24 protein-coding genes and 1 pseudogene are annotated in these 23,211 nt (G+C 71.5%); 8 read left to right on the top strand and 17 right to left on the bottom strand.

The genetic code is table 11. The annotated features are described in order from the left end of the window. Window positions 1-270 precede the first annotated feature (270 nt). From AB0D53_RS18180 to AB0D53_RS18170, 3 genes and pseudogenes are all read left to right on the top strand, one after another. Window positions 271-1,473: a S8 family serine peptidase gene (locus AB0D53_RS18180; protein ID WP_362447169.1), complete on the top strand. Its 1,203-nt coding sequence runs from the start codon at window positions 271-273 to the stop codon at window positions 1,471-1,473. An 88-nt stretch (window positions 1,474-1,561) separates the two neighbouring features. Next, window positions 1,562-2,098, top strand: a pseudogene (locus AB0D53_RS18175) (DUF1697 domain-containing protein); the annotation flags it as partial. Between the two features lie 107 nt (window positions 2,099-2,205). After that, window positions 2,206-2,589: a nuclear transport factor 2 family protein gene (locus AB0D53_RS18170; RefSeq protein ID WP_362447166.1), complete on the top strand. Its 384-nt coding sequence runs from the start codon at window positions 2,206-2,208 to the stop codon at window positions 2,587-2,589. Between the two features lie 7 nt (window positions 2,590-2,596). Here the strand turns inward: AB0D53_RS18170 and AB0D53_RS18165 are convergent, their stop codons facing one another. Next, entirely contained in the window at window positions 2,597-3,454 is an 858-nt protein-coding gene (locus tag AB0D53_RS18165; RefSeq protein WP_362447163.1) for an ATP-binding cassette domain-containing protein, read from the bottom strand. 14 nt (window positions 3,455-3,468) lie between these two features. Next, window positions 3,469-4,338: an aldo/keto reductase gene (locus AB0D53_RS18160; protein ID WP_362447160.1), complete on the bottom strand. Its 870-nt coding sequence runs from the start codon at window positions 4,336-4,338 to the stop codon at window positions 3,469-3,471. Window positions 4,339-4,450: 112 nt separating this feature from the next. Between AB0D53_RS18160 and AB0D53_RS18155 the strand changes: the two genes are divergently transcribed. The 3 genes from AB0D53_RS18155 (at window position 4,451) to AB0D53_RS18145 (ending at window position 7,123) form a co-directional block, all read left to right on the top strand. Beyond that, on the top strand, window positions 4,451-5,455 hold the full coding sequence (locus tag AB0D53_RS18155; RefSeq protein WP_362447157.1) for a 2-dehydropantoate 2-reductase N-terminal domain-containing protein: 1,005 nt from the start codon (window positions 4,451-4,453) through the stop codon (window positions 5,453-5,455). A gap of 81 nt (window positions 5,456-5,536) precedes the next feature. Continuing rightward, complete coding sequence (locus AB0D53_RS18150; protein ID WP_362447150.1) at window positions 5,537-6,121, top strand: TIGR03086 family metal-binding protein; 585 nt, start codon at window positions 5,537-5,539, stop codon at window positions 6,119-6,121. Window positions 6,122-6,490: 369 nt separating this feature from the next. Next, a complete protein-coding gene (locus AB0D53_RS18145) occupies window positions 6,491-7,123 on the top strand; it encodes a DsbA family protein (protein WP_362447147.1) in 633 nt (210 codons plus the stop codon). A 12-nt stretch (window positions 7,124-7,135) separates the two neighbouring features. On the opposite strand, the gene AB0D53_RS18140 is transcribed toward AB0D53_RS18145, so the two are convergent. The 14 genes from AB0D53_RS18140 to AB0D53_RS18075 all read right to left on the bottom strand — a co-directional run bounded on the left by AB0D53_RS18140 (window position 7,136) and on the right by AB0D53_RS18075 (window position 20,684). Beyond that, on the bottom strand, window positions 7,136-7,900 hold the full coding sequence (locus AB0D53_RS18140; RefSeq protein WP_362447145.1) for a sirohydrochlorin chelatase: 765 nt from the start codon (window positions 7,898-7,900) through the stop codon (window positions 7,136-7,138). 8 nt (window positions 7,901-7,908) lie between these two features. Continuing rightward, the gene (locus AB0D53_RS18135; protein WP_362447142.1) at window positions 7,909-8,799 is read right to left on the bottom strand and encodes an ABC transporter permease; all 891 of its coding nucleotides are present in this window, start codon (window positions 8,797-8,799) and stop codon (window positions 7,909-7,911) included. Then, window positions 8,786-9,577 carry an ABC transporter ATP-binding protein gene (locus AB0D53_RS18130; RefSeq protein ID WP_362447138.1) on the bottom strand — a complete coding sequence of 264 codons (792 nt, stop codon included), beginning with the start codon at window positions 9,575-9,577 and terminating at the stop codon, window positions 8,786-8,788. Before AB0D53_RS18130 ends, AB0D53_RS18135 begins: the two co-directional genes overlap by 14 nt. Window positions 9,578-9,613: 36 nt before the next feature. Then, a complete protein-coding gene (locus AB0D53_RS18125) occupies window positions 9,614-10,729 on the bottom strand; it encodes an aliphatic sulfonate ABC transporter substrate-binding protein (RefSeq protein WP_362447135.1) in 1,116 nt (371 codons plus the stop codon). 234 nt (window positions 10,730-10,963) lie between these two features. After that, entirely contained in the window at window positions 10,964-12,295 is a 1,332-nt protein-coding gene (locus AB0D53_RS18120) for a GTP-binding protein (protein WP_362447132.1), read from the bottom strand. Then, window positions 12,296-13,231 carry a sulfate adenylyltransferase subunit CysD gene (gene cysD, locus AB0D53_RS18115; RefSeq protein WP_072486023.1) on the bottom strand — a complete coding sequence of 312 codons (936 nt, stop codon included), beginning with the start codon at window positions 13,229-13,231 and terminating at the stop codon, window positions 12,296-12,298. It abuts the gene before it with no gap. Further along, window positions 13,228-13,797, bottom strand: coding sequence for an adenylyl-sulfate kinase (gene cysC / locus AB0D53_RS18110; protein ID WP_329819688.1), 570 nt, complete (start codon window positions 13,795-13,797; stop codon window positions 13,228-13,230). Before cysC ends, cysD begins: the two co-directional genes overlap by 4 nt. Next, window positions 13,797-14,498 carry a phosphoadenylyl-sulfate reductase gene (locus AB0D53_RS18105; RefSeq protein WP_362447127.1) on the bottom strand — a complete coding sequence of 234 codons (702 nt, stop codon included), beginning with the start codon at window positions 14,496-14,498 and terminating at the stop codon, window positions 13,797-13,799. The genes cysC and AB0D53_RS18105 overlap by 1 nt, the downstream gene beginning before the upstream one ends. Continuing rightward, on the bottom strand, window positions 14,495-14,674 hold the full coding sequence (locus AB0D53_RS18100; RefSeq protein ID WP_362447124.1) for a hypothetical protein: 180 nt from the start codon (window positions 14,672-14,674) through the stop codon (window positions 14,495-14,497). The genes AB0D53_RS18105 and AB0D53_RS18100 overlap by 4 nt, the downstream gene beginning before the upstream one ends. After that, window positions 14,671-16,368, bottom strand: coding sequence for a nitrite/sulfite reductase (locus tag AB0D53_RS18095; protein WP_362447121.1), 1,698 nt, complete (start codon window positions 16,366-16,368; stop codon window positions 14,671-14,673). The genes AB0D53_RS18100 and AB0D53_RS18095 overlap by 4 nt, the downstream gene beginning before the upstream one ends. Window positions 16,369-16,483: 115 nt before the next feature. Continuing rightward, window positions 16,484-16,567, bottom strand: coding sequence for a putative leader peptide (locus AB0D53_RS18090; protein WP_317864749.1), 84 nt, complete (start codon window positions 16,565-16,567; stop codon window positions 16,484-16,486). Between the two features lie 190 nt (window positions 16,568-16,757). Next, window positions 16,758-17,354 carry a GNAT family N-acetyltransferase gene (locus AB0D53_RS18085; RefSeq protein WP_362447118.1) on the bottom strand — a complete coding sequence of 199 codons (597 nt, stop codon included), beginning with the start codon at window positions 17,352-17,354 and terminating at the stop codon, window positions 16,758-16,760. Between the two features lie 141 nt (window positions 17,355-17,495). Further along, window positions 17,496-18,767, bottom strand: coding sequence for a GAF domain-containing protein (locus AB0D53_RS18080; RefSeq protein ID WP_362447115.1), 1,272 nt, complete (start codon window positions 18,765-18,767; stop codon window positions 17,496-17,498). 279 nt (window positions 18,768-19,046) lie between these two features. Then, window positions 19,047-20,684 carry an acyl-CoA dehydrogenase family protein gene (locus AB0D53_RS18075; protein ID WP_362447112.1) on the bottom strand — a complete coding sequence of 546 codons (1,638 nt, stop codon included), beginning with the start codon at window positions 20,682-20,684 and terminating at the stop codon, window positions 19,047-19,049. A gap of 101 nt (window positions 20,685-20,785) precedes the next feature. Here AB0D53_RS18075 and AB0D53_RS18070 point away from each other — a divergent pair, with 101 nt between their 5' ends. After that, a complete protein-coding gene (locus AB0D53_RS18070) occupies window positions 20,786-21,907 on the top strand; it encodes a YihY/virulence factor BrkB family protein (protein ID WP_362447109.1) in 1,122 nt (373 codons plus the stop codon). 22 nt (window positions 21,908-21,929) lie between these two features. Here the strand turns inward: AB0D53_RS18070 and AB0D53_RS18065 are convergent, their stop codons facing one another. Then, complete coding sequence (locus tag AB0D53_RS18065) at window positions 21,930-22,340, bottom strand: CU044_2847 family protein (protein ID WP_362447106.1); 411 nt, start codon at window positions 22,338-22,340, stop codon at window positions 21,930-21,932. A 52-nt stretch (window positions 22,341-22,392) separates the two neighbouring features. Between AB0D53_RS18065 and AB0D53_RS18060 the strand changes: the two genes are divergently transcribed. After that, window positions 22,393-23,088 (top strand): AraC family transcriptional regulator, encoded by a 696-nt coding sequence (locus tag AB0D53_RS18060; RefSeq protein ID WP_362447103.1) that lies wholly within the window; start codon window positions 22,393-22,395, stop codon window positions 23,086-23,088. The last annotated feature ends 123 nt before the right edge of the window (window positions 23,089-23,211 follow it).

Genomic DNA, 23,211 nt, shown 5'->3' with positions numbered 1-23,211 from the left:
TCCGTACGGTCGGGCGGGGTTCGTCTTCCCATGTGCGAAGTGCGCCGGTCGTGCCCCAAGCCCGGTGTGCGCGGCGGATGTTGCGGCGGCCGCGCCCGACTTGGGCGCGGCTGGCCGGTTTCTTATTACGAAACTTTGTTGAGTAAGTCACAGCCGCATGAAGGTCTTGATCTGGGCGCGTCAATCGGCGAGGGTTTCGAGCCAGCCCCCCGGAGATCTTCCGGCCGGGGGTCGATCCCCCCACAAAGAATGACGAGGAGACCCCTCTTCATGGCAATTCACAAGCGCGCACGCCGGATCAAGCTGACCGCGGCGATAACCGCCGTGGCCGCGGCCGCCGGAGTCACCCTGCTCAACACCTCCCTCGCCGGGGCGGCCCCCGCCCCCGCGATGGGTGTCGTCTACGGCGCGGACGCGGCGGACACCGTCTCCGGCAGCTACATCGTGATGCTGGACCAGAAGGCCGACAAGGCGAAGCTCGCCAAGGAGTACGGCGGCAAGCTGCAGCGGAACTACAGCTCCGCCATCAACGGCTTCTCCGCCAGCGGCCTTTCGCTCACCGAGGCCAAGCGCCTGGCGGCCGACCCGGCCGTCTCCAAGGTCGTCCAGAACAAGAAGTTCCACATCGACGAGACCCAGGAGAACCCGCCGTCCTGGGGCCTGGACCGGATCGACCAGACCGAGACGGCCGGCGACAACGCGTACACCTACCCGGACAGCGCGGGCGAGGGTGTCACCGCGTACGTCATCGACACCGGTGTCCGTACCACGCACAACGAGTTCGAGGGCCGGGCCAGCTCGGGCTACGACGCCGTCGACAACGACGACAGTGCCGACGACGGCAACGGCCACGGCACCCACGTGGCGGGGACCATCGCCGGTGCGACCTACGGGGTCGCCAAGAAGGCCAAGATCGTCGCCGTCCGGGTGCTCGACGATTCCGGCTCGGGCACCACCGAGCAGGTCGTCGCCGGCATCGACTGGGTCACCGAGAACCACGAGGGCCCCTCCGTCGCCAACATGAGCCTCGGCGGCGGCGCGGACGAGGCGCTCGACGCCGCGGTCCAGAAGGCCATCGCCTCCGGAGTCACCTTCGCGGTGGCCGCAGGCAACGACTCCTCCGACGCGAGCGAGAGCTCCCCGGCCCGCGTCCCCGAGGCCATCACGGTCGCCTCGTCCACGGTGGACGACGAGCAGTCGTACTTCTCCAACTACGGCTCGATCGTGGACATCTACGCCCCGGGCTCGGACATCACCTCGTCCTGGAACGACAGCGACGACGGCTCCAACACCATCTCCGGCACCTCCATGGCGACCCCCCACGTCGTCGGTGCCGCCGCCGTCTACCTCGCCGGTCACCCGGACGCCACCCCCGAGGAGGTCGCCACGGCGCTGACCGACGGGGCCACCCCCGACGCGATCTCCAACGCGACCGAGGGCACGCCGAACAAGCTGCTGAAGGTCGTCGAGTAACCGGCCCGCAGCCATGACAGGCCGCCGCGCCCTCCCCCACGGGGCGCGGCGGCCGCATCGTGCGAAGAGATCGTCCTATGGTGTGGCCATGACGATGTACGCGGCGCTGTTGCGCGGGATCAATGTGAGCGGCCACAAGAAAATCCCGATGGCCGAACTCCGTACACTGCTCACCGAACTGGGCCACGGAGACGTACGGACCCACCTGCAGAGCGGCAATGCCGTCTTCAGCAGTCCGTCGGACGACGAGAACGCACTCGCCGCCGAACTGGAGCAGGCCATCGAGAAGCGCTTCGGCTTCTTTGTACCCTGCCTGGTCCGGGACGGTGCCTACCTGGCGGCAGTTGCGGCGGCCTGCCCGTTCCCGGCCGCCGAACTCGAAGGAAAACAGCTCCACATCACCTACTACGACCAGCCGGTCGACGCCGGCCGCTTCGCCCGCATCGACCAGGCGGCCTTCCTTCCCGAGGCATTCGGACTGGGCGACCGCGCGCTCTACCTCTACGCCCCCGACGGACTGGGCCGCTCGAAGCTCGCCGAGGCGCTGTCGCGCTCCTCCGTCACCAAAACCCTCGTCGCCACCTCGCGCAACTGGAACACCGTGGTCAAGCTGGTGGAGATGACGGCACCCACGGGGACCGCAGCACCCACGGGGACCGCAGCACCCACAGGCACCACGGCACCCGCAGGCACCACCGCACCCACGGCACCCGCGCACGACGGAGGCCGCACATGACCGAACCGTCCCCCGGCGTGGCCGCCGCGGTCGAGGGCGAGCTGCGCCTTCTGGACCCGGCCGTGCGCGCCTCCGCCGAACTCCTCGCACGGCTGCTGCACCCCGACTACCGCGAGATCGACTACACCGGCCGGGTCTGGGACCGCGACACCATGATCGCCTCGCTGACAGCGGTGGACGCCCCGCGCCCCGGCCCGCTCACCGCGTCCCGGATGAGCGGGGTCCAGCTCGCCGACGACCTCGTCCACCTGACCTACGACACCGAGACGAAGGGACGCCTCGCCCACCGCAGTTCCGTGTGGCGGATGACCGACGAGGGCTGGGTGCTCTACTTCAACCAGGCCACACCGTTCGACGGCGCCGCCGGAACCGACGGCTGAGCACCGGTCAGCGACGGGCCACGCGCTGCGCCCGGGCCGCCCACCGGCCGTCCGTACGGGAGATCCGTACCGGATGCCCGAAGCAGTCGCTGACCCGGTCGGTGGTCAGTACCTCGTCCGCCGGACCCGAGGCCACGCACCGGCCGCCCCGCAGCAGCAGCGCGTGCGTGGTGGAGGCGGGCAGCTCCTCCAGGTGATGGGTGACCAGGACCGTGGCCAGCCCCGGATGTTCCTCCCGCAGCACATCCAGGCTGTCGAGCAGCTGCTCACGCGCGGCGAGGTCGAGGCCGGTGGCCGGCTCGTCGAGCAGCAGCAAGCGCGGCTGCGGCATCAGGGCGCGGGCGATGAGCGTACGGCCCCGCTCGCCCTGCGACAGCGCCGGCCAGCGCGAGCCCGACTTGCCGCCCATGCCGAGCATCTTCAGCAGCCGCTCCGCCCGGTCCCGCTGCTCCTCGCTCACCGACCGGCGGGGCACCGGCTCGACCGAGTTGGTCAGACCGGTCAGTACCACCTCGTGCACCGACAGCGGGGAGCGCAGCGGATGACGCGGATTGACATGCCCGAGCAGCGACCGCAGCTCCCGCAGATCGACCCGGCCGAGGGTGCGTCCCAGCACCTCCACCGAGCCCCGGGTGGGGTGGGTGACCGCGCCGAGCAGCCCCAGCAGCGTGCTCTTCCCGGCACCGTTGGCACCGAGCAGCGCCCAGTGCTCGCCGCTCCGGACGGTCAGCGAGACCGAGTCGAGCAGCACCTTGCCGTCCCGTACGAGCGAGACGGTATCGGCCCGGATCACCGGGGCGGCGCCACCTGGTTCGGGAGCGGCGGCCGGGGCAGGGACGGCGGAGGTGGTACGGGGGGTGGTCATGGGCGAATGCTCCTTCACGCGGGTGCGAGCGCCTCCAGGCGGCTCAGGTCCTCGGCGGACAGCCGGATCTCCCGGGCCCCCAGGTTCTCCGCCAGGTGGGCGGGCGAACCGGTGCCCGGGGTCGGGCACAGCACGGGGGACCGGTGCAGCAGCCAGGCGAGGGCGATCTGCCCGCGGGTGGCACCGTGCCGGTCGGCGATGCCGGTGAGCGCCGCGGCGGCGTCGCCGGTCAGAGCGCCGTTGGCCAGCGGGAACCAGGGCAGAAAGGCCAGGCCGTGGGCCTCGCACACCTTCAGCACCGCGTCCGACGAACGGTCGAGGAGATTGAAGCGGTTCTGCACCGAGGCGATCCCGGTCAGGGAGAGCGCCTGCTCCAGCTGGTCGGCGGTGAGGGTGTCCAGACCGATGTACCGGATCTTACCCTCCTGCCTCAGCACATCCAGGGCGCCCAGCTGGTCGGCCATCGGCACCTGAGGGTCCAGCCGGTGCAGCTGGTAGAGGTCGATCCGGTCGGTCCGCAGCCGCCGCAGACTGGCCTCGCACATCGTCCGCAGCTGCTCCGGCCGGCCCGCGATGTGCCAGGCGCTGTCACTGGTGCGCACCACACCGCCCTTGGTCGCGATGACCAGATCCTCGCGGTACGGGCGCAGCGCCTCGGCGACCAGCTCCTCGGCCAGCCCCGGACCGTAGTTGTCGGCGGTGTCCACGAGTGTGACGCCCTGCTCGACGGCGGCCCGCAGCACCGCCACGGCGTCCTGCCGCTCACCGCGCGGGCCCCAGTAGCCGGAGCCGGTCAGCTGGGCGGTGCCGTAGCCGAGCCGGCGTACGGGCAGTTCGCCGCCGAGCAGGAACACATCGTCGGGAAGGGGCGCGAGAGAAGACATGACAGGAACACTAGTCGTCATCGGTGCTGTGGCCACCGACCATATGCTGAGGTGCCGACGCCCCTTCGAGGGGCAGGATCTCTGACCGGTGGGCCGTGGAACGGGAGTCGGGATGCGTTACGTCGTCATCGGGGCGGGTGCCGTCGGCGGTGCCATCGGGGGACGTCTGGCCGAGGCCGGCCACGAGGTCGTGCTCGTGGCGCGCGGTGCGCAGTACGAGGCGCTGCGGACCGGCGGGCTGCGGCTCGTCACCCCCGAGGGCGCCCACACCCACCGGCTCCCCGTCGTGGACCGGCCCGAGGCGCTCGGTCTGACCGCCAAGGACGTACTCGTCCTCGCCGTCAAGACGCAGGACAGCGCGGCCGCCCTCGACACGTGGAGCGTCCGGCCGGTCGCCGGCGGCGGCACGGCGGGGGAGCGGCTGCCGCTGATCTGCGCGCAGAACGGGGTGGAGAGCGAACGGCTCGCCCTGCGCCGCTTCCACCGGGTGTACGGCATGTGCGTCTGGCTGCCCGCCACCTTCGTCCGGCCCGGCGAGGTCCTTGCCGCCGGTACCCCGCTGACCGGCATCCTGCACCTGGGCCGCTACCCCACCGGGACGGACGGGACGGCCCGGCTGATCGCCGCCGGCCTTGAGGAGTCGAAGCTGCTCGCCCCCGTCGTGCCGGACGTGATGCGCTGGAAGTACGGCAAGCTGCTCTCCAACCTCGCCAACGCGATCGAGGCCGTCACCGGCCCGCTCGGCGGACAGGACGCCCTCGATCTGTTCGAGCGCGCTCACACCGAGGGGACGGCCGTGCTCACCGCCGCCGGAATCGACCCGGTCGGCCGGGAGGAACAGGCGGCGGTACGCGCCGGAAGGATCCGCTTCGAACCGTTCGACGGCTCCCCGCGCGGTGGCGGTTCGTCCTGGCAGAGCCTCAGCCGGGGCACCGGCACGATCGAGGCCGACTTCCTCAACGGCGAGATCGTGCTGCTCGGCCGCCTCCACGGGGTTCCCACCCCGGTCAACGAGGTGCTCCGCCGTACCGCGAACGCCTTCGCGCGCGAGCGCCGGGAGGCCGGCTCGATGCCCGTGGCCGAGCTCGTCGCACTCGTCGACGCCGAGCGTCCCTGAACGGGCCGCACCGGACGGGCCCCTGCTCGGGCGTCGCATTTCTTCAATACCGGCCGGCGGGAAGGCCTCAGACTGGAACGCATGAAGAACGAGCACACGTACCTGACCGAAGTCGCCGCCGAGGCGGCCCGTATCGCCCGCTCCATCCGCGCCGAGCAGCTCGGCGCACCGAACTCGCCCTGCGGCGACTGGGATCTGCGCGGGCTCGTCAACCACTGGGTGCTGTACACCTCCCACGGCCTGGAGCACCGCGCCCTGCGCAAGGACCTCCCGGAGGAGCTCACCGCCCGCGACTTCACCGCCGACGCCGACTGGGCGCAGCGGTACGCCGAGCAGCTGGACCGCGCGGTCGCCGCCTGGTCGGACCCGGCGGTCTGGGAGGGCGAGGTCGACCTCGGGGGTTCGGCCACCCCGGCCGCCGACATCGCCGCGATGCTCATCGCGGAGACGGCCCTGCACGGCTGGGACGTGGCCCGTTCCGTCGGTGAGGAGTACCGGCTCTCCGACGGTGCGGCCGCCTATGTCCTGGGCGTCGTCGACTCCATGGCCGCGCTCTACCGGCAGTACGACGGCTTCGCCGACGAGGTGGCGGTGCCCGCGTCGGCGTCGGTCTTCGAGCGGGCACTGGCCCACAGCGGACGCGACCCGCAGTGGACCGGGGCCTGATCCGGACGAAAGACCCTGGTCCTGCCGGTGGAGGAGCAGGGTGGCGGCGTCCAGGGGCTCGCGGCTGCCGAAACGGCCCGGCGCAGCTGTTCGTCCTCGTCCGGCTGCACGGGCGGCCCGGCGGCCGGCGCGACCGCACGGGCCCGGCGGCGCCACCACGGATGTGCCGGATCGGCCACGTACCCGCGAGCGGGCCCGCGTCGCACGCGCGCAGGCCCGCGGTGCCGATCTGCCCGGCCTGCGGGACCAGTGCCCGGACGGTTCGCGTCCGGGGATTGCTCCGACCGCCCGTCCCGGTCCGAAGTGGCCCGGTCGAATCGTCGGTCAATGGCCCGGGACCACGTGCCAATCCCTGTCTAGGCTCGACCCATGACCACATCGCACACACCGGAACAGAGCCGCACCGCCGTCGACTTCTACTTCGACCCGGCATGCCCCTTCGCCTGGATCACCTCCCGCTGGATGCTGGAGGTGGAGCAGCGGCGCGACATCGATCTCCGCTTCCGCGTCATGAGCCTCCATCTGCACAACACCGGCAATGAACTCCCCGACTGGTACCGGGAGCTGGTCGACAAGTCGATCGGCCCGGTACGGGTCGCGGTCGCGGCGGCCGAGGCCCACGGCGACGGGGTGCTCCGCGATCTCTACACCGCGATGGGCGTCCGTATCCACCAGCAGAAGAACGAGGACTTCGACGAGGTGATCGCCGAGTCCCTCGCGGAGCTCGGCCTGCCCGCCGGGCTCGCCGCCGCCGCGCACTCGGAGGACTACGACGAGGCGCTGCGGCGCAGCCACGACGCCGGAAAGGACCCGGAGGCGGACGGTTACGTCGGTACGCCCACGATCCATGTCGACGGTGCCGTGTGGTTCGGGCCCGTGCTGCGGGCGGCACCGCGTGGCGAGGAGGCCGGACGTGTCTTCGACAGCTTCCGGGTGCTCGCCGGGAATCCCGACCTCTTCGAACTCAAGCGCACCCGCACGGGCAGCCTGGACGTGGGATGACCGGGCGCCGCGTCACGCGGTGAGCGCCGCGGTCCGGGCCGCCGGCACCCGGGCCCCGTCGTACCGGGTCAGCAGCAGCCGCGCCAACTCCGGTGCGGCGCCGAGCACATCGGCCAGCACGTCCGCGCCGGCCGCCCCTTCGGCGATCCGGTCCGGGAGCCGGCCGGGAGCGATGACGTACGGCGCCACCGCGACCCGGCGCACCCCCTCGTCCCGCAGGGCCCGTACCGCGTCCTCGGTGCGCGGGAACCCCGTGGGAGATGTGGCGGAGGCGAACGCAGGCCGCACGGAACACCAACCGGTGTGCCGCAGCTCCCGCGCGATTTCAGCGATCACTGCGATCGCCTCCGGGTCTGTGGAGCCCGCCGAGGCCAGGACGAGCCCGGTCGAACTCCGGTCGCCGGGACGGATCCCGGCTTCGTGCAGCCGCCGTTCCAGCGCCGAGTTCAGCAGCGGGGACGGGCCGAGCACCTCGGCCTGCCGGACCCGCAGCCGGGGCAGTCTGCTCCGGGCCTCGCGCAGCACCGTGGGGATGTCGGACTTGGCGTGGAAGGCCCGGGTGAGGAGCAGGGGGAGCGCGACGACGTCCTGCGCCCCCTGCGCGGCCAGCCGCTCCAGGACCTGCGGTACCGACGGCGCGTTGAAGTCCAGGAAACCCGTCGCCACGCGCAGCCCCGGCCGCAGCGACCGCACCCGCGCGGTGAGCGCGTGCACGGTCGCCGCGTGCCGCGGGTCGCGGCTGCCGTGGGCGATGACGAGAAGTACCGGAGCGGTCATGGTCGTACTCAGCTCTTGACGAGGAGGCCGCGGCCGCGCAGCACCCACCGCTCCAGCGGACTGAAGATCAGCAGGTCGATCGCGATGCCGACGGTGAGGATCAGGATGATGGCGAGGAACACCATCGACATGCTGCTGGTTTCCCGGCCCTGTTCCAGCAACTGCCCCAGGCCCACCCCCAGATCGGGTGAGGAGGCGATGATCTCGGCGGCCATCAGCGAACGCCAGGAGAACGCCCAGCCCTGCTTCAGCCCTGCCAGATAGCCGGGCAGCGCGGCCGGCAGCACGATGTGCCAGGTGCCGCGGAGCCCGGTGGCGCCCAGCGTCTTCCCGGCCCGCAGATGCAGCGGCGGGATCTGGTCGACGCCCGCGACCAGGCCGTTGGCGATCGAGGGGACCGCGCCCAGCAGGATCACCGCGTACATCATCCTGTCGTCGAGCCCCAGCCAGATCACCGCGGGGGGCACCCAGGCGACCGACGGCAGCGACTGGAGCCCGGAGAGCACCGGCCCGATCGCCGCGCGGACCAGCCTGACGCGCGACACCAGCAGCCCGAGCGGGGTACCGATGGCCAGCGCCAGCAGGAAGCCGAGCAGACCGCGCGAGACGCTGGTCCAGATGTAGCCGAGCAGGGTGCCCTGCGCCCAGGCGTTGGTCACCTCGTCCCACACCTGGGACGGCGACGGCAGCTTGTAGTCGTCGGTGACCTGCGCCCAGATCAGGATCTGCCAGACGGCGAGCACCAGGACCACCGCCACGACCGGCGGCAGCACCTTGCGCACCAGCACCTCGCGGACCGGGGTGCGGCTCACCCGTACGGCGTCGAGGGCGTCCAGCCCCGCCTCCAGGCCCGCCAGGTCCTGGGCGGTGTCCTCGGCGGCGGTCTCAGTGCTGGCCATGTCGGCGGATCTCCCCACGCAGTTGTTCGGTGATCTCCACGGACAGCTCGGCCACCGCGGTGTCCTCGATGCGGCGCGGCTGGTCGATGTCGACCGTCCACTCCCGGGCGATCCGGCCCGGACGCGAGGACAGCAGGACGACCCGCTCGGCGAGCCGGACCGCCTCGCGCACGTTGTGCGTGACGAAGAGGACCGAGACGTTCGTCTCGTGCCAGATCCGGGTCAGCTCGTCGTGCAGCACATCCCGGGTGATGGCGTCGAGCGCGGCGAACGGCTCGTCCATCAGCAGCAGTCGACTGTCCTGGGCGAGCGCGCGGGCCATCGCCACCCGCTGCCGCATGCCGCCGGAAAGCTCGTGCACCCGCTTCCCGTACGCCCCGCCGAGCCGTACGAGTTCGAGCAGCCGCTCCGCCTCGGCGCGGCGGTCGGCCCTGGGCACGCCGCGCAGCCGCAGCGCGAGTTCGATGTTCTTGCCCGCGGTCAGCCACGGGAAGAGGGCGTGCTCCTGGAACATCAGGGCCGGCCGCCCGCCGGGGGTCTCGATGGACCCCGCGGTCGGGCGGTCGAGTCCGGCCACCAGGTTGAGCAGGGTCGACTTGCCGCACCCGGAGGCGCCCAGGAGGGTGACGAACTCGCCGGGAGCGACATCGAGTGTGATGTCGTCCAGGACGAGCTGCGGCCCCTCCGGTCCGCCGAAGGACTTCGAGACGTGGTCGATGCGGGCGGCGTACCCGACCGCCGTGCGGTCCTCGGCCTCGGTGAGCGTGGTGGTCGCCATGGTCGTCACCTCCTGGGATCCTTTCCGGGTGCCGGATTACTTGACGCCGAGACCGGCGTCGGCGACCTCGGGCTCGCCCGCGGCCTTGAGGATCTTGTTCAGCGGCTTCAGGTCGTAGATGCCGGTCAGTTCCGTCTGCTCCAGGAGGCCCGCCTTCACCGCGTGCTCGGCCTCGGTGTCGAGCGTGGCGGCCAGCGGGTCGTCGATGAACTGGATCGACTTCCACGCCGGGTCGAGGACCTCGGGCGGCAGCTCCTTGCCGGACAGCGTCTTGAGCGCGGCGTTGGCGGAGGCCTTCGCCTTGTCCGGGTTGGCGTTGATCCACGCGTTGGTGTCGACGGTGCCGCGCAGCACCGCCTCGACGACGTCCGGGTGCTCGGTCAGGAACTTCTGCGACACGATGATGTTCGTGATCACGAACTTGTTGTCCGGCCACAGCGTCGACTCGTCGAGGAGCACTTTGGCGCCCTGTGCGACCAGCTTGGAAGCGGTCGGCTCGGGGGCCCAGGCGCCGTCGATGGAGCCGGACCTGTAGGCGTCCGGCGTCACCTTGTTGTCCGTACGGACCACGGAGACGTCGCCCTTGCCGCTGTTGGCGTCGACCTTCCAGCCCTTCTCGGATATCCAGTTGAGGAAGGCCACGTCCTGGGTGTTGCCGAGCTGCGGGGTGGCGATCTTCTTGCCCTTGAGGTCGTCCAGGGTCTTGATCTTCTTCGGGTCGACGACCAGCTTCACACCGCCGGACGCCGAACCGCCGATGATCCTCAGGCTCTTGCCCTTGGACTTGGTGTAGCCGTTGATGGCGGGCGAGGGGCCGATGAAGCCGATGTCGATCGAGCCCGCGTTGAGTGCCTCGATCTCGGACGGACCGGCGTTGAACGTCGACGGCTTGACCGTCGTGGAGCCGAGCTCCTTGGCGATGATGCCTTCCTGGATGCCGACCAGGGCGGTCGCGTGGGTGAGGTTCGGGAAGTAGCCGATCTTCACGGTGTCCGCGGAGAGCTTCTTGCCGCCGGCGGCGACGTCCGCCTTCTTGGCGTCGTCCTGCTTCGCCTCGGAGCCGTAGCCGCAGGCGGTGAGCGCGAGGGCGAGCAGCGGCAGGGCGGCGACGGCGGTCAGGGCACGGCGCGGCGTGGTACGGGGGGCAGACACGGGAGGCTTTCCTCTCGTCGGCCCGGTCCTCGCGTCCCGGTCGATCACGGGGACGCGGCCGGGAGGTCGGCAGGTCTTCGTCTGAACTGGCGTTGCGGGCGGAGCGAGTGGGCGCGCAGGCAGTGCGCGTACGTCATCGCGCACATCGCGCGACCCCGCCCTGGCCGCTGCCGAGGGCGCCGCTGCCGATGCGGCCGCCCTCCTTCGCGAACGTGGAGTAGATGTCGACGGTCATCAGAAGTCCCATCCGGTGTCGTCCGCGGCGGCCTCGGGCCCGTCCGCGGCGGCGAACGAGGCGCCCGCCATCCCGGCCGTCAGCGTGGTGCCGTCCGCGGGGTCGATCAGCAGGAACGATCCGGTGCGCCGGGAGTCCGCGTACGCGTCGAGCGCGAGCGGCTCCGCGGTCCGGACGACGACCCGGCCGATGTCGTTGGCGACGAGCCGGCCGGGCGCCGGGTGCTGGGAGAGGTCGTCCAGCGTGAGGCGCGAGGGGATGTCCTTGACGATCGCCTTGACCGTGCGGGTGGTGTGCTTGAGCAGCACCCGCTGGCCGACGGCGAGCGGCTGGTCGGCGACGTGGCAGACGGTCGCCTCGACGTCCTGGGTGACGGCCGGCGCGTCGTCGGCCGGTGCGATCAGGTCGCCGCGCGAGATGTCGATGTCGTCGGCCAGCCGGAGGGTCACCGACTGGGGCGCCCAGGCGATGTCGACGCTCTCGCCGAGCGCGTCGATCCCGGCGATCGTCGACGTACGGCCGGAGGGGAGGACGGTGACGGCCTCGCCCACCCGGAACGCGCCGGCGGCGATCTGACCGGCGTAGCCCCGGTAGTCGGGGTGCTCGGCGGTCTGCGGCCGGATGACGTACTGGACCGGGAAGCGGGCGTGGCAGGCGGTGAGGTCATGGCTGACCGGCACCGTCTCCAGGTGCTCCAGGACCGTCGGACCGCCGTACCAGTCCATGTGCGCGGACGGCTCCACGACGTTGTCACCGGCCAGTGCGGAGATCGGGATCGCGGTGATCTCCGGGACGCCGAGCGAGGCGGCGTACGCGGTGAACTCCTCGGCGATGGCGGCGAACACCGGCTCCGCGTAGTCGACCAGGTCCATCTTGTTGACGGCCAGTACCACGTGCGGCACCCGCAGCAGCGCGGCGACCGCGGCGTGGCGGCGGGTCTGCTCGACGACGCCGTTGCGGGCGTCGACCAGGACGACGGCCAGCTCGGCCGTCGAGGCGCCGGTCACCATGTTCCGGGTGTACTGCACGTGCCCCGGGGTGTCGGCCAGGATGAACCGGCGGCGCGGTGTCGCGAAGTAGCGGTAGGCGACATCGATGGTGATGCCCTGCTCGCGCTCTGCCCGCAGGCCGTCGGTCAGCAGCGCCAGGTCGGGCGCCTCCTGGCCCCGGCTGCGCGAGGCGTGCTCGACGGCCTCCAGCTGGTCGGCCAGGACCGACTTGGAGTCGTGCAGCAGACGTCCCACGAGGGTGGACTTGCCGTCGTCGACGGACCCCGCGGTGGCGAACCGCAGCAGAGTGGTGGCTGACAACTGCTCGGCTGTGGTGGTCATTTAGAAGTACCCCTCGCGCTTGCGGTCTTCCATCGCGGCCTCGGACATCTTGTCGTCGGCACGCGTCGCGCCCCGCTCGGTGAGCCGGGAGGCGGCGATCTCGGTGATCACGTCGTCCAGCGTCGTGGCGTCCGAGTCGACGGCGCCGGTGCACGACATGTCGCCGACGGTGCGGTAGCGCACCTGCCGGGTCTCGACCCGCTCGCCCTCCTTGGGGCCGCCCCAGTCGCCCGCGGTCAGCCACATTCCGGAGCGGCTGAAGACCTCGCGCTCATGGGCGAAGTAGATCTCCGGGAGCTCGATGCCCTCGCGGGCGATGTACTGCCAGACGTCCAGCTCGGTCCAATTGGAGATCGGGAAGACCCGGACGTGCTCGCCGGGGGCGTGCCGGCCGTTGTAGAGCTGCCACAGCTCGGGGCGCTGGCGGCGCGGGTCCCACTGGGAGAACTCGTCGCGCAGCGAGAAGACCCGCTCCTTGGCGCGGGCCTTCTCCTCGTCCCGGCGCCCGCCGCCGAACACGGCGTCGAAGCGGTGCTGCTGGATCGCCTCGGTCAGCGGCACGGTCTGCAGCGGATTGCGGGTGCCGTCCGGGCGCTCGCGGAGCTTTCCGGCGTCGATGTACTCCTGCACGGAGGCGACATGGAGCCGCAGCCCGTGCCGGGCCACCGTGCGGTCGCGGTACTCCAGCACCTCGGGGAAGTTGTGCCCGGTGTCCACGTGCAGCAGCGTGAACGGCACCGGTGCGGGCGCGAACGCCTTGAGCGCCAGGTGCAGCATCACGATGGAGTCCTTGCCGCCGGAGAAAAGGATCACCGGCCGCTCGAACTCGCCCGCCACCTCGCGGAAGATGTGCACGGCCTCGGACTCCAGGGAGTCCAGGTGGCTGAGTGCGTACGGATTGCCGGTGCCTTCCTGCACGGTCGCGACGGTCGTCATGCCGCACCCCTCTCGCTCAGCAGCGCGTGGAGCTCCGCCGCGGACTCCTGCACGGTCTGCCGGTGCGACTCGATCCGCAGGTCCGGCGACTCGGGCGCCTCGTACGGGTCGTCGACCCCGGTGAGCCCGCTGATCTCGCCCGCCGCCTGCTTGGCGTAGAGCCCCTTCACATCGCGTTCGGAGCACACCTCGACCGGCGTCGCGACATGCACCTCCAGGTACGCGGTGCCCTCCGTCTGGTGCCGCTTGCGTACCGCGTCCCGGCTGTCCGCGTACGGGGCGATGACCGGGACCAGCACCTTCACGCCGTTGGCCGCCAGCAGCTCGGCGACGAAGCCGATCCGCTGGACGTTGGTGTGGCGGTCCTCGCGGGAGAAGCCGAGACCCGCGGAGAGGAACTCCCGGATCTCGTCCCCGTCGAGCACCTCCACGCGGTGGCCCTCGCCGCGCAGCCGCCCGGCGAGTTCGTACGCGATGGTGGTCTTGCCCGCGCTCGGCAGACCGGTCAGCCAGATGGTGGCTCCCGTCTCCGTCACGCTCATCGAAGTCTCCTGATCAGTCGTCATCAGTCGTGCAGCCCGCACTCGGTCTTGCCCCGGCCGGCCCAGCGTCCGGCGCGGGCGTTCTCGCCCTCCAGCACCCGGCGGGTGCAGGGCGCGCAGCCCACGGAGGCGTAGCCGTCCATCAGCAGCGGGTTGGTGAGTACGCCGTGCTCCGCGACGTACGCGTCGACGTCGTCCTGCGTCCAGCGGGCGATCGGCGAGATCTTCACCTTCTGCCGCTTCGCGTCCCAGCCGACGACCGGGGTGTTCGCCCGGGTGGCGGACTCGTCGCGGCGCAGTCCGGTCGCCCAGGCCGTGTACCCCGTCAGACCGTCCTGGAGGGGCTTGACCTTGCGCAGCGCGCAGCACAGGTCGGGGTCGCGGTCGTGCAGCCTCGGCCCGTACTCGGCGTCCTGCTCGGCCACCGTCTGCCGGGGGGTCAGCGTGATGACGTTGACGTCCATCACGGCCTCGACCGCGTCACGCGTGCCGATCGTCTCCGGGAAGTGGTAGCCGGTGTCGAGGAAGACCACGTCGACGCCGGGCAGGACGCGCGAGGCGAGGTGCGCGACGACCGCGTCCTCCATGGAGGACGTGACGCAGAACTTCCCGCCGAAGGTGTCCGCGGCCCACTTCAGGATCTCCGGCGCCGAGGCGTCCTCCAGTTCACGGCCGGCCCGTGCGGCCAGGGTCTCAAGGTCCTCGGTCCGCAGAGTCTGAGTCATATCCCGTCCCCTTCGCCATCGTTGCGCCGCAGTCCCCGGGCCAGCAGGCCCAGGAACTTGAGCTGGAACGCGCGGTTGCAGGAGCCGCACTCCCAGGCGCCGTGGCCGCTCTCGTGCGGGCGCAGGTCCTCGTCCCCGCAGTACGGGCAGTGGAACGGTGCGGCGCGCTCGCTCATGACAGCGACTCCGCACTCGCCCGCGCCGCCCAGGCCGCGAACCGCTCGCCGTCCTCGCGCTCCTCCTGGAAACGGCCCAGGACCCGCTCGACGTAGTCGGGCAGCTCGGCCGAAGTGACCTTCAGGCCCCGGACCTTGCGGCCGAACCCGGCCTCCAGGCCCAGGGCGCCGCCCAGGTGCACCTGATAGCCCTCGACCTGGTTGCCGTCCTCGTCCAGCACGAGCTGGCCCTTGAGACCGATGTCGGCGGTCTGGATGCGGGCGCACGCGTTGGGGCAGCCGTTGAGGTTGATGGTGAGCGGCTCGTCGAAGTCCGGCAGGCGGCGCTCCAGTTCGTCGATGAGCGCCGCGCCGCGCGCCTTCGTCTCGACGATCGCCAGCTTGCAGAACTCGATGCCGGTGCAGGCCATCGTGCCGCGCCGGAACGGCGAGGGCCGTACCTGGAAGTCGAGCGCCTCCAGCCCGGCGACCAGGGAGTCCACCTGGTCCTGTGCCACATCGAGGATGATCATCTTCTGCTCGACGGTGGTGCGCAGCCGGTCCGAGCCGTGTGCGGCGGCCAGGTCGGCGATCTTGGCGAGTGTGGAGCCGTCCACCCGGCCGACCCGGGGGGCGAAACCGACGTAGAAGCGGCCGTCCTGCTGCTGGTGCACACCCACGTGGTCGCGCCAGCGGCTGCTGGGCTGCTCGGGTGCGGGGCCGTCGGTCAGCGGACGCCTCAGGTACTCGTCCTCCAGCACCTGGCGGAACTTCGCCGGGCCCCAGTCGGCCATCAGGAACTTCAGCCGGGCGCGGTTGCGCAGCCGCCGGTATCCGTAGTCGCGGAAGATGCCGACGACTCCGGCCCAGACGTCGGGAACCTCGTCGAGCGGTACCCACGCCCCCAGCCGTTCGGCGAGCCGCGGGTTGGTGGAGAGCCCGCCACCGACCCAGACGTCGAAGCCCGGACCGTGCTCGGGGTGGACCACGCCGACGAACGCGATGTCGTTGATCTCGTGGACCACGTCCTGCACAGGCGAACCGGAGATCGCGGTCTTGAACTTGCGCGGCAGGTTGGAGAATTCCTTGTTGCCGATGTACCGGTCGTGGATCTCGTCGACGGCGGGCGTTCCGTCGATGATCTCGTCGGCGGCGATGCCGGCCACGGGGGAGCCGATGATCACGCGGGGGCAGTCGCCGCACGCCTCGGTGGTGGAGAGCCCGACGGCCTCCAGCTTCTCCCAGATCGCCGGGACGTCCTCGATGCGGATCCAGTGCAGCTGGATGTTCTGCCGGTCGGTGATGTCGGCGGTGCCGCGCGCGTACTCCTGCGAGATCTCGCCGATCACCCGCAGCTGCGCGGTGGTCAGCCGGCCGCCGTCGATGCGGACCCGCAGCATGAAGTACCTGTCGTCCAGCTCCTCCGGCTCCAGGATCGCGGTCTTGCCGCCGTCGATCCCGGGCTTGCGCTGGGTGTAGAGACCCCACCAGCGCATCCGGCCGCGGAGATCGTTGGGGTCGATCGAGTCGAAGCCGCGCTTGGAGTAGATCGTCTCAATGCGTGTCCGCACATTGAGACCGTCGTCGTCCTTCTTGAACTGCTCATTGCCGTTGAGCGGAGTGTGGTGCCCCACGGCCCACTGGCCTTCGCCACGGTGGCGTCCGGCCTTGCGGCGGGGCGTGACGGGCGCAGGCTGTTCCGGGGTAGCGGCCATGACAGTACGTCCTTCGGGACTGCAGGAGGGCGGCTCTGAACTGCACACTCGCGTCAAGGCGCGGCGGTGCGCAGGGATTGCAGAGAAAAAGGGGAGCGCGGCGGTGCTGGGACTCTCAGCTCGCCGGACAGATGGCGCTGGACACGCGGCCGAGGTCGACGTGGCGTCGACTCACCAAGGCAATTCCAGTTCCAGGCATGACGGAAGCGTGGCACGCGTATCTCGGGCCAGTCCACCACTATCCAAGATGTGGACGAGAGTGTCCCGCATCGCGAGATGGTGTGGTGCTCGTCACTCGGAACACCCGGGCCGTCCCCTCCGCAATCGCCGCAATCCCCCCACGCGCCGACGGCGGCCTCACCGCAGGCGGAGGGCTGCCGCCCGTCCCGTCACCGCCCGGCCCCCGGCCACGGCCCCGGGCTCGCCAGCTCCGGCTCCAGCTCCACCTTCGTGTCGAAGAGCCGGAAGCCGCGCCGCAGATAGTTGTCCATGGCGTGCGGGCCGTCCTTGGAGCAGGTGTGCAGCCACACCCGCTTCGTCGGCGTCCGCTCCGGCCAGCGCTCCGCCAGGTCCCAGGCGCGGGCGACCCCGAACGAGAGCAGATGGCCGCCTATCCGCCGCCCCCGGAAGGCCGGAATCAGCCCGAAGTACATGATCTCGACCGCGCCCTCGTCCTGCGGGTCCAGCTCGATGTAGCCCGCCGGGGTGCCGTTCTCGTACGCCACCCAGGTCTCGGCCCCCGGCCGGTCCAGGGCTTCCTGCCACTGCGCGTACGTCATGCCGAGCCGGTCCGTCCACCGGATGTCGCCGCCGACCGCCGTGTAGAGGAACCGGCTGAACTCGGGAAGCGGAATCTGTGACCGCACGATCCGCACATCGCCCTCGGGGACCGCGGCGGGCCGCAGGTCGTCGGGGGAGGTCTGTTCCAGGGACCAGACGGTCACCTCGGTGGTGGCGGGCGCGGCGGCAGGTACGGAGTTGCTCATGACTGCCAGGGAACCACGCCCCGCCGCCCGCGCCAAAGCCGGTCCCGAGGCGCGGACCGCGGACCGGAGCCGGACCAGACCGGACCGGACCGCGGACCGGACCGCGGACCGGAGCCGGACCGGAGCCGGAACCGGAATCGGCTACGGGGCACCCCGGTCGCCCGTCCGCGCCCCGACCACCACCGGAGCCGTCGAGTGCGGCAGCAGATCGGCCGGGTCGTCCGGGTGGATCACCTCCACCTCGATGTCCTCGCCGAAGCGGTACGGGCGGTGCGCGAGCACCTGGGCGAGATGGCGGCGCATCCGGGAGATCTCCGCCCGCACCGTCACCGTCCGGGTCGCGTCGCCGAAGATGTCCTGGGCGAGCTCGGACGCCGTACGCCCCTCGCGGTGCAGTGCCAGGGCGTACAGCAGCTCCGCGTGGCGCGGCGAGAGCCGCTGCGTCCAGGTGCCCACCGCGCCCACCACATTGACCGTGAGACCGCGGGGCCGGCTCAGATCCAGCACCACCCGTTGCGGCGCCCCGTCCGAGGGCCCGTCCGCGACCTGCAGCAGCCAGCCGCCGGGCAGCGGCTCCACCCGGCACATGCCGAGCGAGGGCAGCCACACCCGCCCCGGCCGCAACGACTTGGGCAGCGGCAGCCGGTCGACAGGCGGCATCCCGGTCACCGCGGCCAGCCAGCCGTGGGTGTCCACCGCCAGGGCCCGCCCGCCCAGCCGGCACACCAGCGGTGCAGCCACCGAACGCAGCCGGTCGATCGCCTGCAGATGCCGGTTCCTGATCTCGCTCTCCGCGAGCCTGGCGACCGAACTGACCAGGGCGAGCGTCGTCGGATGGAACGTCGACGCGGGACCGCTCATGTCGACGATCCCCATCACCTTGCCGTCCCGCGGGTCGCGGACCGGGGCCGCCGCACACGTCCAGTTGTGCAGGGTGCGGACGAAGTGCTCCGAGGAGTGGACCTGGACCGGGACACGGGAGACCAGCGCCGTACCGATCGCGTTCGTCCCCGTGCTCTCCTCCGCCCAGGCCGCGCCCTCCGCCAGACAGACCTCGTCCGCCCGGCGCAGCACCGTCGCATTGCCCCGGCGCCACAGCACCCGGCACTCCACATCGGTGACCACCATGATCTGCTGGGCGGCGTCCGCCAGGGCGACCAGACCGTCGTTCAGCAGCGGCATCACCTCGCCCAGTGTCGAGATCCGGCGCCGGTGCTCGATCTCGTCCACGCCCAGCAGTTCGCTCTCGGTGGACTGGTCCGGATCCATGCCGCTGCGCAGCACCCGGTCCCACGAGGCACCGATCTCGGCCCGCGGGGAGACCGGCCGGCGCTCCCCGGCGAGCCTGGCCTCCCTGGCCCGGTGGACCAGGCGGGCGGCCTCGGCGGACTGCCGGGCATCCGTCGGTGTCACCCCGAAGGCACCTGTCTCCACTCCGGTTCCCCCCACATCCCAGGCCGGCTCGACGATCGACGGGCCCCATCCTGCCGCCGCGAGGGGGCGGGCACCGCACACTCCGCACAATGGTTGCAACCCTTTGCAACTCTGGCGAGGGGGTGGAGGTCCGTACGAGAGTGGTGGAACACCGCGCGGCGGAGCCTGCGCTCCACTGTTCGGTGTGCACAGCATGGAGGGTGGTGCCGTGTCGGCGCAGCACCACCCTCCTTTGCCGTGCGCGCGAAACGCGCCCCGCTAATCCGCGACCGGCCGCGCCCGTTCGACGACCGAGGCCAGATCGAGGCTGTGCGGCAGCGTACCGAAGGCCGCGCCCCGGTCCCCGCCCAGCCGTGACGCGCAGAACGCGTCGGCCACCTCCGGCGGTGCCCACCGCACCAGCAGCGACCCCTGGAGCACCAGCGCCATCCGCTCGGCCAGCCGGCGGGCCCGCGCCTCGATCCCGCTCAGATCGGCGAGCTCGGTCAGCATGTCCTTGATCGCCCCGTCCAGCCGGTGATCGGCCCCGCGCGCCCTGCCGACCTCCTGGAGGAACGCGTCCAGGGCCATCGGCTCGCGCTGCAGCGCCCGCAGTACGTCCAGCGCCTGTACATTGCCCGAGCCCTCCCAGATCGAGTTGAGCGGCGCCTCGCGCAGCAGCCGGGGCATCCCGGACTCCTCGACGTAGCCGTTGCCGCCGAGACACTCCAGCGCCTCGGCCACCATCGGCGTGCACTGCTTGGTCACCCAGTACTTCGCCGCGGGCACCGCGATCCGCAGGAAGGCCCGCTCGCTCTCCGAGCCGTCGTCGTACGCCGCCGCCAGCCGCATCGCCAGCACCGTCGCGGCCTCCGACTCCAGTGCCAGATCGGCCAGCACATTGCGCATCAGCGGCTTGTCGACCAGCACCCCGCCGAACACGCTGCGGTACGTGCAGTGGTGGACCGCCTGCGCCACGGCCTGCCGCATCAGCGCCGCCGAACCGATCACGCAGTCCAGCCGGGTCGCCGCCACCATCCCGAAGAGGGTGCGCACCCCGCGCCCCTCCTCACCGACCCGGCGTGCCCACGTACCGTCGAACTCGACCTCGGCCGACGCGTTCGACCGGTTGCCCAGCTTGTCCTTGAGCCGCTGGATCGCGAAGGCGTTGCGGGTGCCGTCGGGCAGCACCCGGGGCAGCAGGAAACAGGTCGGTCCGCCCGGCGCCTGCGCCAGCACCAGGAATCCGTCGGACATCGGCGCCGAGCAGAACCACTTGTGCCCGGTGAGCAGGTACTCGCCCTCCGCGGCCAGCGGCTCGGCGCGGGTCGTGTTCGACCGCAGGTCCGTGCCGCCCTGCTTCTCCGTCAGTCCCATCCCGAGGAGCACCCCGGCCTTGCGCGCGGCGGGCCGCAGCCCCCGCTCGTACACCGTCGAGGTGAGCAGCGGCTCCCACTCGGCGGCCAGCGCCGGATCGGTGCGCAGCGTGGGCACCGCCGCGTGCGTCATCGACAGCGGGCAGCCGTGCCCCGCCTCGGCCTGTGTCCACACGAGGAAGCCGGCCGCCCGCCGCACATGACCGCCGGGCCGGCTCCAGGCGCTGGTCAGGCCCGCGCCGACCGCGTGGCCGAGCAGCCGGTGCCAGGCCGGGTGGAACCCGACCTCGTCGATGCGGTGGCCGTAGCGGTCGTGGGTACGCAGCACCGGCGGATTCGCGTTCGCCTGCGCGCCCCACTCCTGCGCCTGGGCGGAGCCCGCGGACCTGCCCAGCTCGCCGAGCTCGCCCCGGACTTCGGCCAGGAGCCCGGGTGACGTGTGACGTCGCACCGCCTCGCCGAGCGCCCGGTCGGCGGCGAAGACGTCGTAGCCGGTCAGCGGTGGTACCTGGTTGGACACGGTGTGGGTGGTGGCTGCCATGCCGATACGGTAAGGACGTGCAGGCAGCAAATAAAACACCCGAGCGGCCGGGTCGGCTCCACCGAGCCCGAGTTCTCTACCGCAACGTATCCAAGCGGAAGATGGCTTGGCAGTTGCTCAAGGACACGGTCAACTCGTGCATGGAGTACCGCATTCTCGGGCTCGCCGCCGAGGCGGCGTTCTTCACCCTGCTGTCCCTGCCGCCCCTGCTGCTCGGCCTGATCGGGCTGCTCGGCTATGTCGACGAGTGGACCAGCACCACCACGGTCGCCTCCATCGAGCGCAACATCCTCAACGCCGCGCAGACCGTGCTCAGCGAGCGGGGCGTCAACGACTTCGCCAAGCCGCTCCTGGCGGACGTCACCACCGGCGCCCGGCCCGATGTCATCTCGATCGGCTTCGCGATCGCGCTCTGGTCCGGTTCCCGCGCGGTCAACGTCTTCATCGACACGATCACCGTGATGTACGGCCTCGACGGCCAGCGCGGCATCGTCAAGACGCGGCTGCTCTCCTTCCTGCTGTACGTCGTCGCGCTGCTGCTCGGCTCCGTGGTGCTGCCGCTGCTCGTCGTCGGACCGGACAGGGTCGTGGAGTTCGTCCCGTGGGGCACCGAGCTCATAAGCGTCCTGTACTGGCCGCTGGTGATCCTGCTGTCGATCGCGTTCCTGACCACGCTCTACCACGTGTCCGTGCCGGTCCGTTCGCCCTGGATCGAGGACATGCCGGGTGCGCTCGTGGCGCTCGCGATGTGGGTGCTCGGCAGCTTCCTGCTGCGGATCTATCTCACCAGTACGGTCGAGGGGCCCACGATCTACGGCTCGCTGGCGGCCCCGATCGCCGTCCTGCTGTGGATCGGCATCTCCGCGTTCGCGGTACTGGTGGGAGCGGCGGTGAACGCGGCCATCGACCGGGTGTGGCCCTCGCTGGCGACGGCCGCCGCCCGCGCGGCCAACGACCGGGTTCGCGCGGCCCAGGCGGCGGAGTTCGTCGCCCGGTCGCAGGCGGGCAACCAGGACGACGAGGACTGGTACGACGATGACGACGACGAGGGCGACGACGGCGACAGCCCGTACATGCCGTCCGAATTCCCCGAGCGCTGGTCGAAGTTCCTGCCGCCGGACGATGTGAGGTCCAGGCTCCAGCCGGGCCGCGACAAGGAGCCGGACAAATCGAACCAGGACAAGCCGAACGCCGACGAGCGGGATGACGGGTCCGACGGCTGAGCGGCTGTGACCGCCGCGGCCGCTACGGCGCGGGTGCGGGCGCCGGAACGACCGGAGCCGCTGGTTCCGCCGGAGCCGCCGGAGCCGCCGGTTGCGTCGGTTCCGCCGGTGTCGCGCCGGGGGACCAGGACAGCTTCACCACCATGTGGCCCTCGACCGCGCTCTTCGCGATCACGGCCCCGGCCTCCGCCGTGATCTTCACCCCGAACTCGAGCTCCACACCGTCCGGCTTCAGGGCGCCGTCCCGGAACACCGCGAGGGCGGACTCGGCCGCCGAGCGGATTCCCGTGAGGGCGCTGTCGAAGGTGCGCCCGGCCCTGGCCAGGGTGTTGTCGTCGCCCAGCGCGACCAGCTGCGCGCCCTGTGTGTGACGGTCGACCTCGACCGTCACCGTCGCACCGTTGTCGGTGGTGAACTCCATCAGTGCAGTCATGACCGCCCCCGGGAAGCCGATTCCGTTCGCGGACGAGACTAGCGTGTGAGGCATGGGCGACAGGTACGAAGAGCGGACGTCGCGTTTCGACGGTGCGGTCGTGTGGACACTGAACATGCCGGAGGGCGCGGCACACCCGGTGCTGCCCGACGGATGCATGGACCTGCTCTGGATCGGCGGCCGGCTGTTCGTCGCGGGACCCGACACCCGTGCCATGACGCCGTCCGCCCCGCCCGGCGGGCACTGCGCCGGTATCCGCTTCGCACCCGGCACGGCCCCCGCGCTGCTCGGCGTGGCGGCGCACGAGCTGCGCGACCGCCGCGTCGAGCTCGCGGACCTGTGGCCCGGGGGCCGGGTCCGCGTACTCACCGAGCAACTCGCCGAAGCCGCCGACCCGGCCGCCGCGCTGGAGGACGTCGCGCTGCGCCTGGCGGCCGGCACCGCGCCGCCCGACCCGCTGATGCGCTACGTCGCGGACCGGCTCGGCGCCGGGCGGTCCGTCGCGGACACCGCGCACCGGGCCGGTCTCGGCGCCCGCCAGCTGCACCGCCGTTCGCTCGCCGCCTTCGGCTACGGGCCCAAGACCCTCGCCCGGGTCCTGCGGCTGCAGCGCGCGCTCGCCCTCGCCCGGTCCGGGACGCCGTACGCCGAGGCGGCCGTCGAGGCGGGCTGCACCGACCAGGCCCATCTTGCCCGGGAGATGCGCGACCTGGCCGGGACCACCCTGACCGCCTACCTCGCCCGGTAGCCGCGCACACCGGTCCAGGGACGCTGTCGGGCGGCCTCCGGCCGGAGGCCACTAGCATCCCGGAAAGAAAGAGGCCCCTCCCATTTGAGCATCGTAGAGAGGCTTGGGAGGGGGTCGATCGGC

Origin of the sequence: Streptomyces sp. NPDC048295 (assembly GCF_040652135.1) — a bacterium.
GTDB lineage: Bacteria > Actinomycetota > Actinomycetes > Streptomycetales > Streptomycetaceae > Streptomyces.
This window is presented reverse-complemented; position numbering and strand designations above follow the sequence as displayed.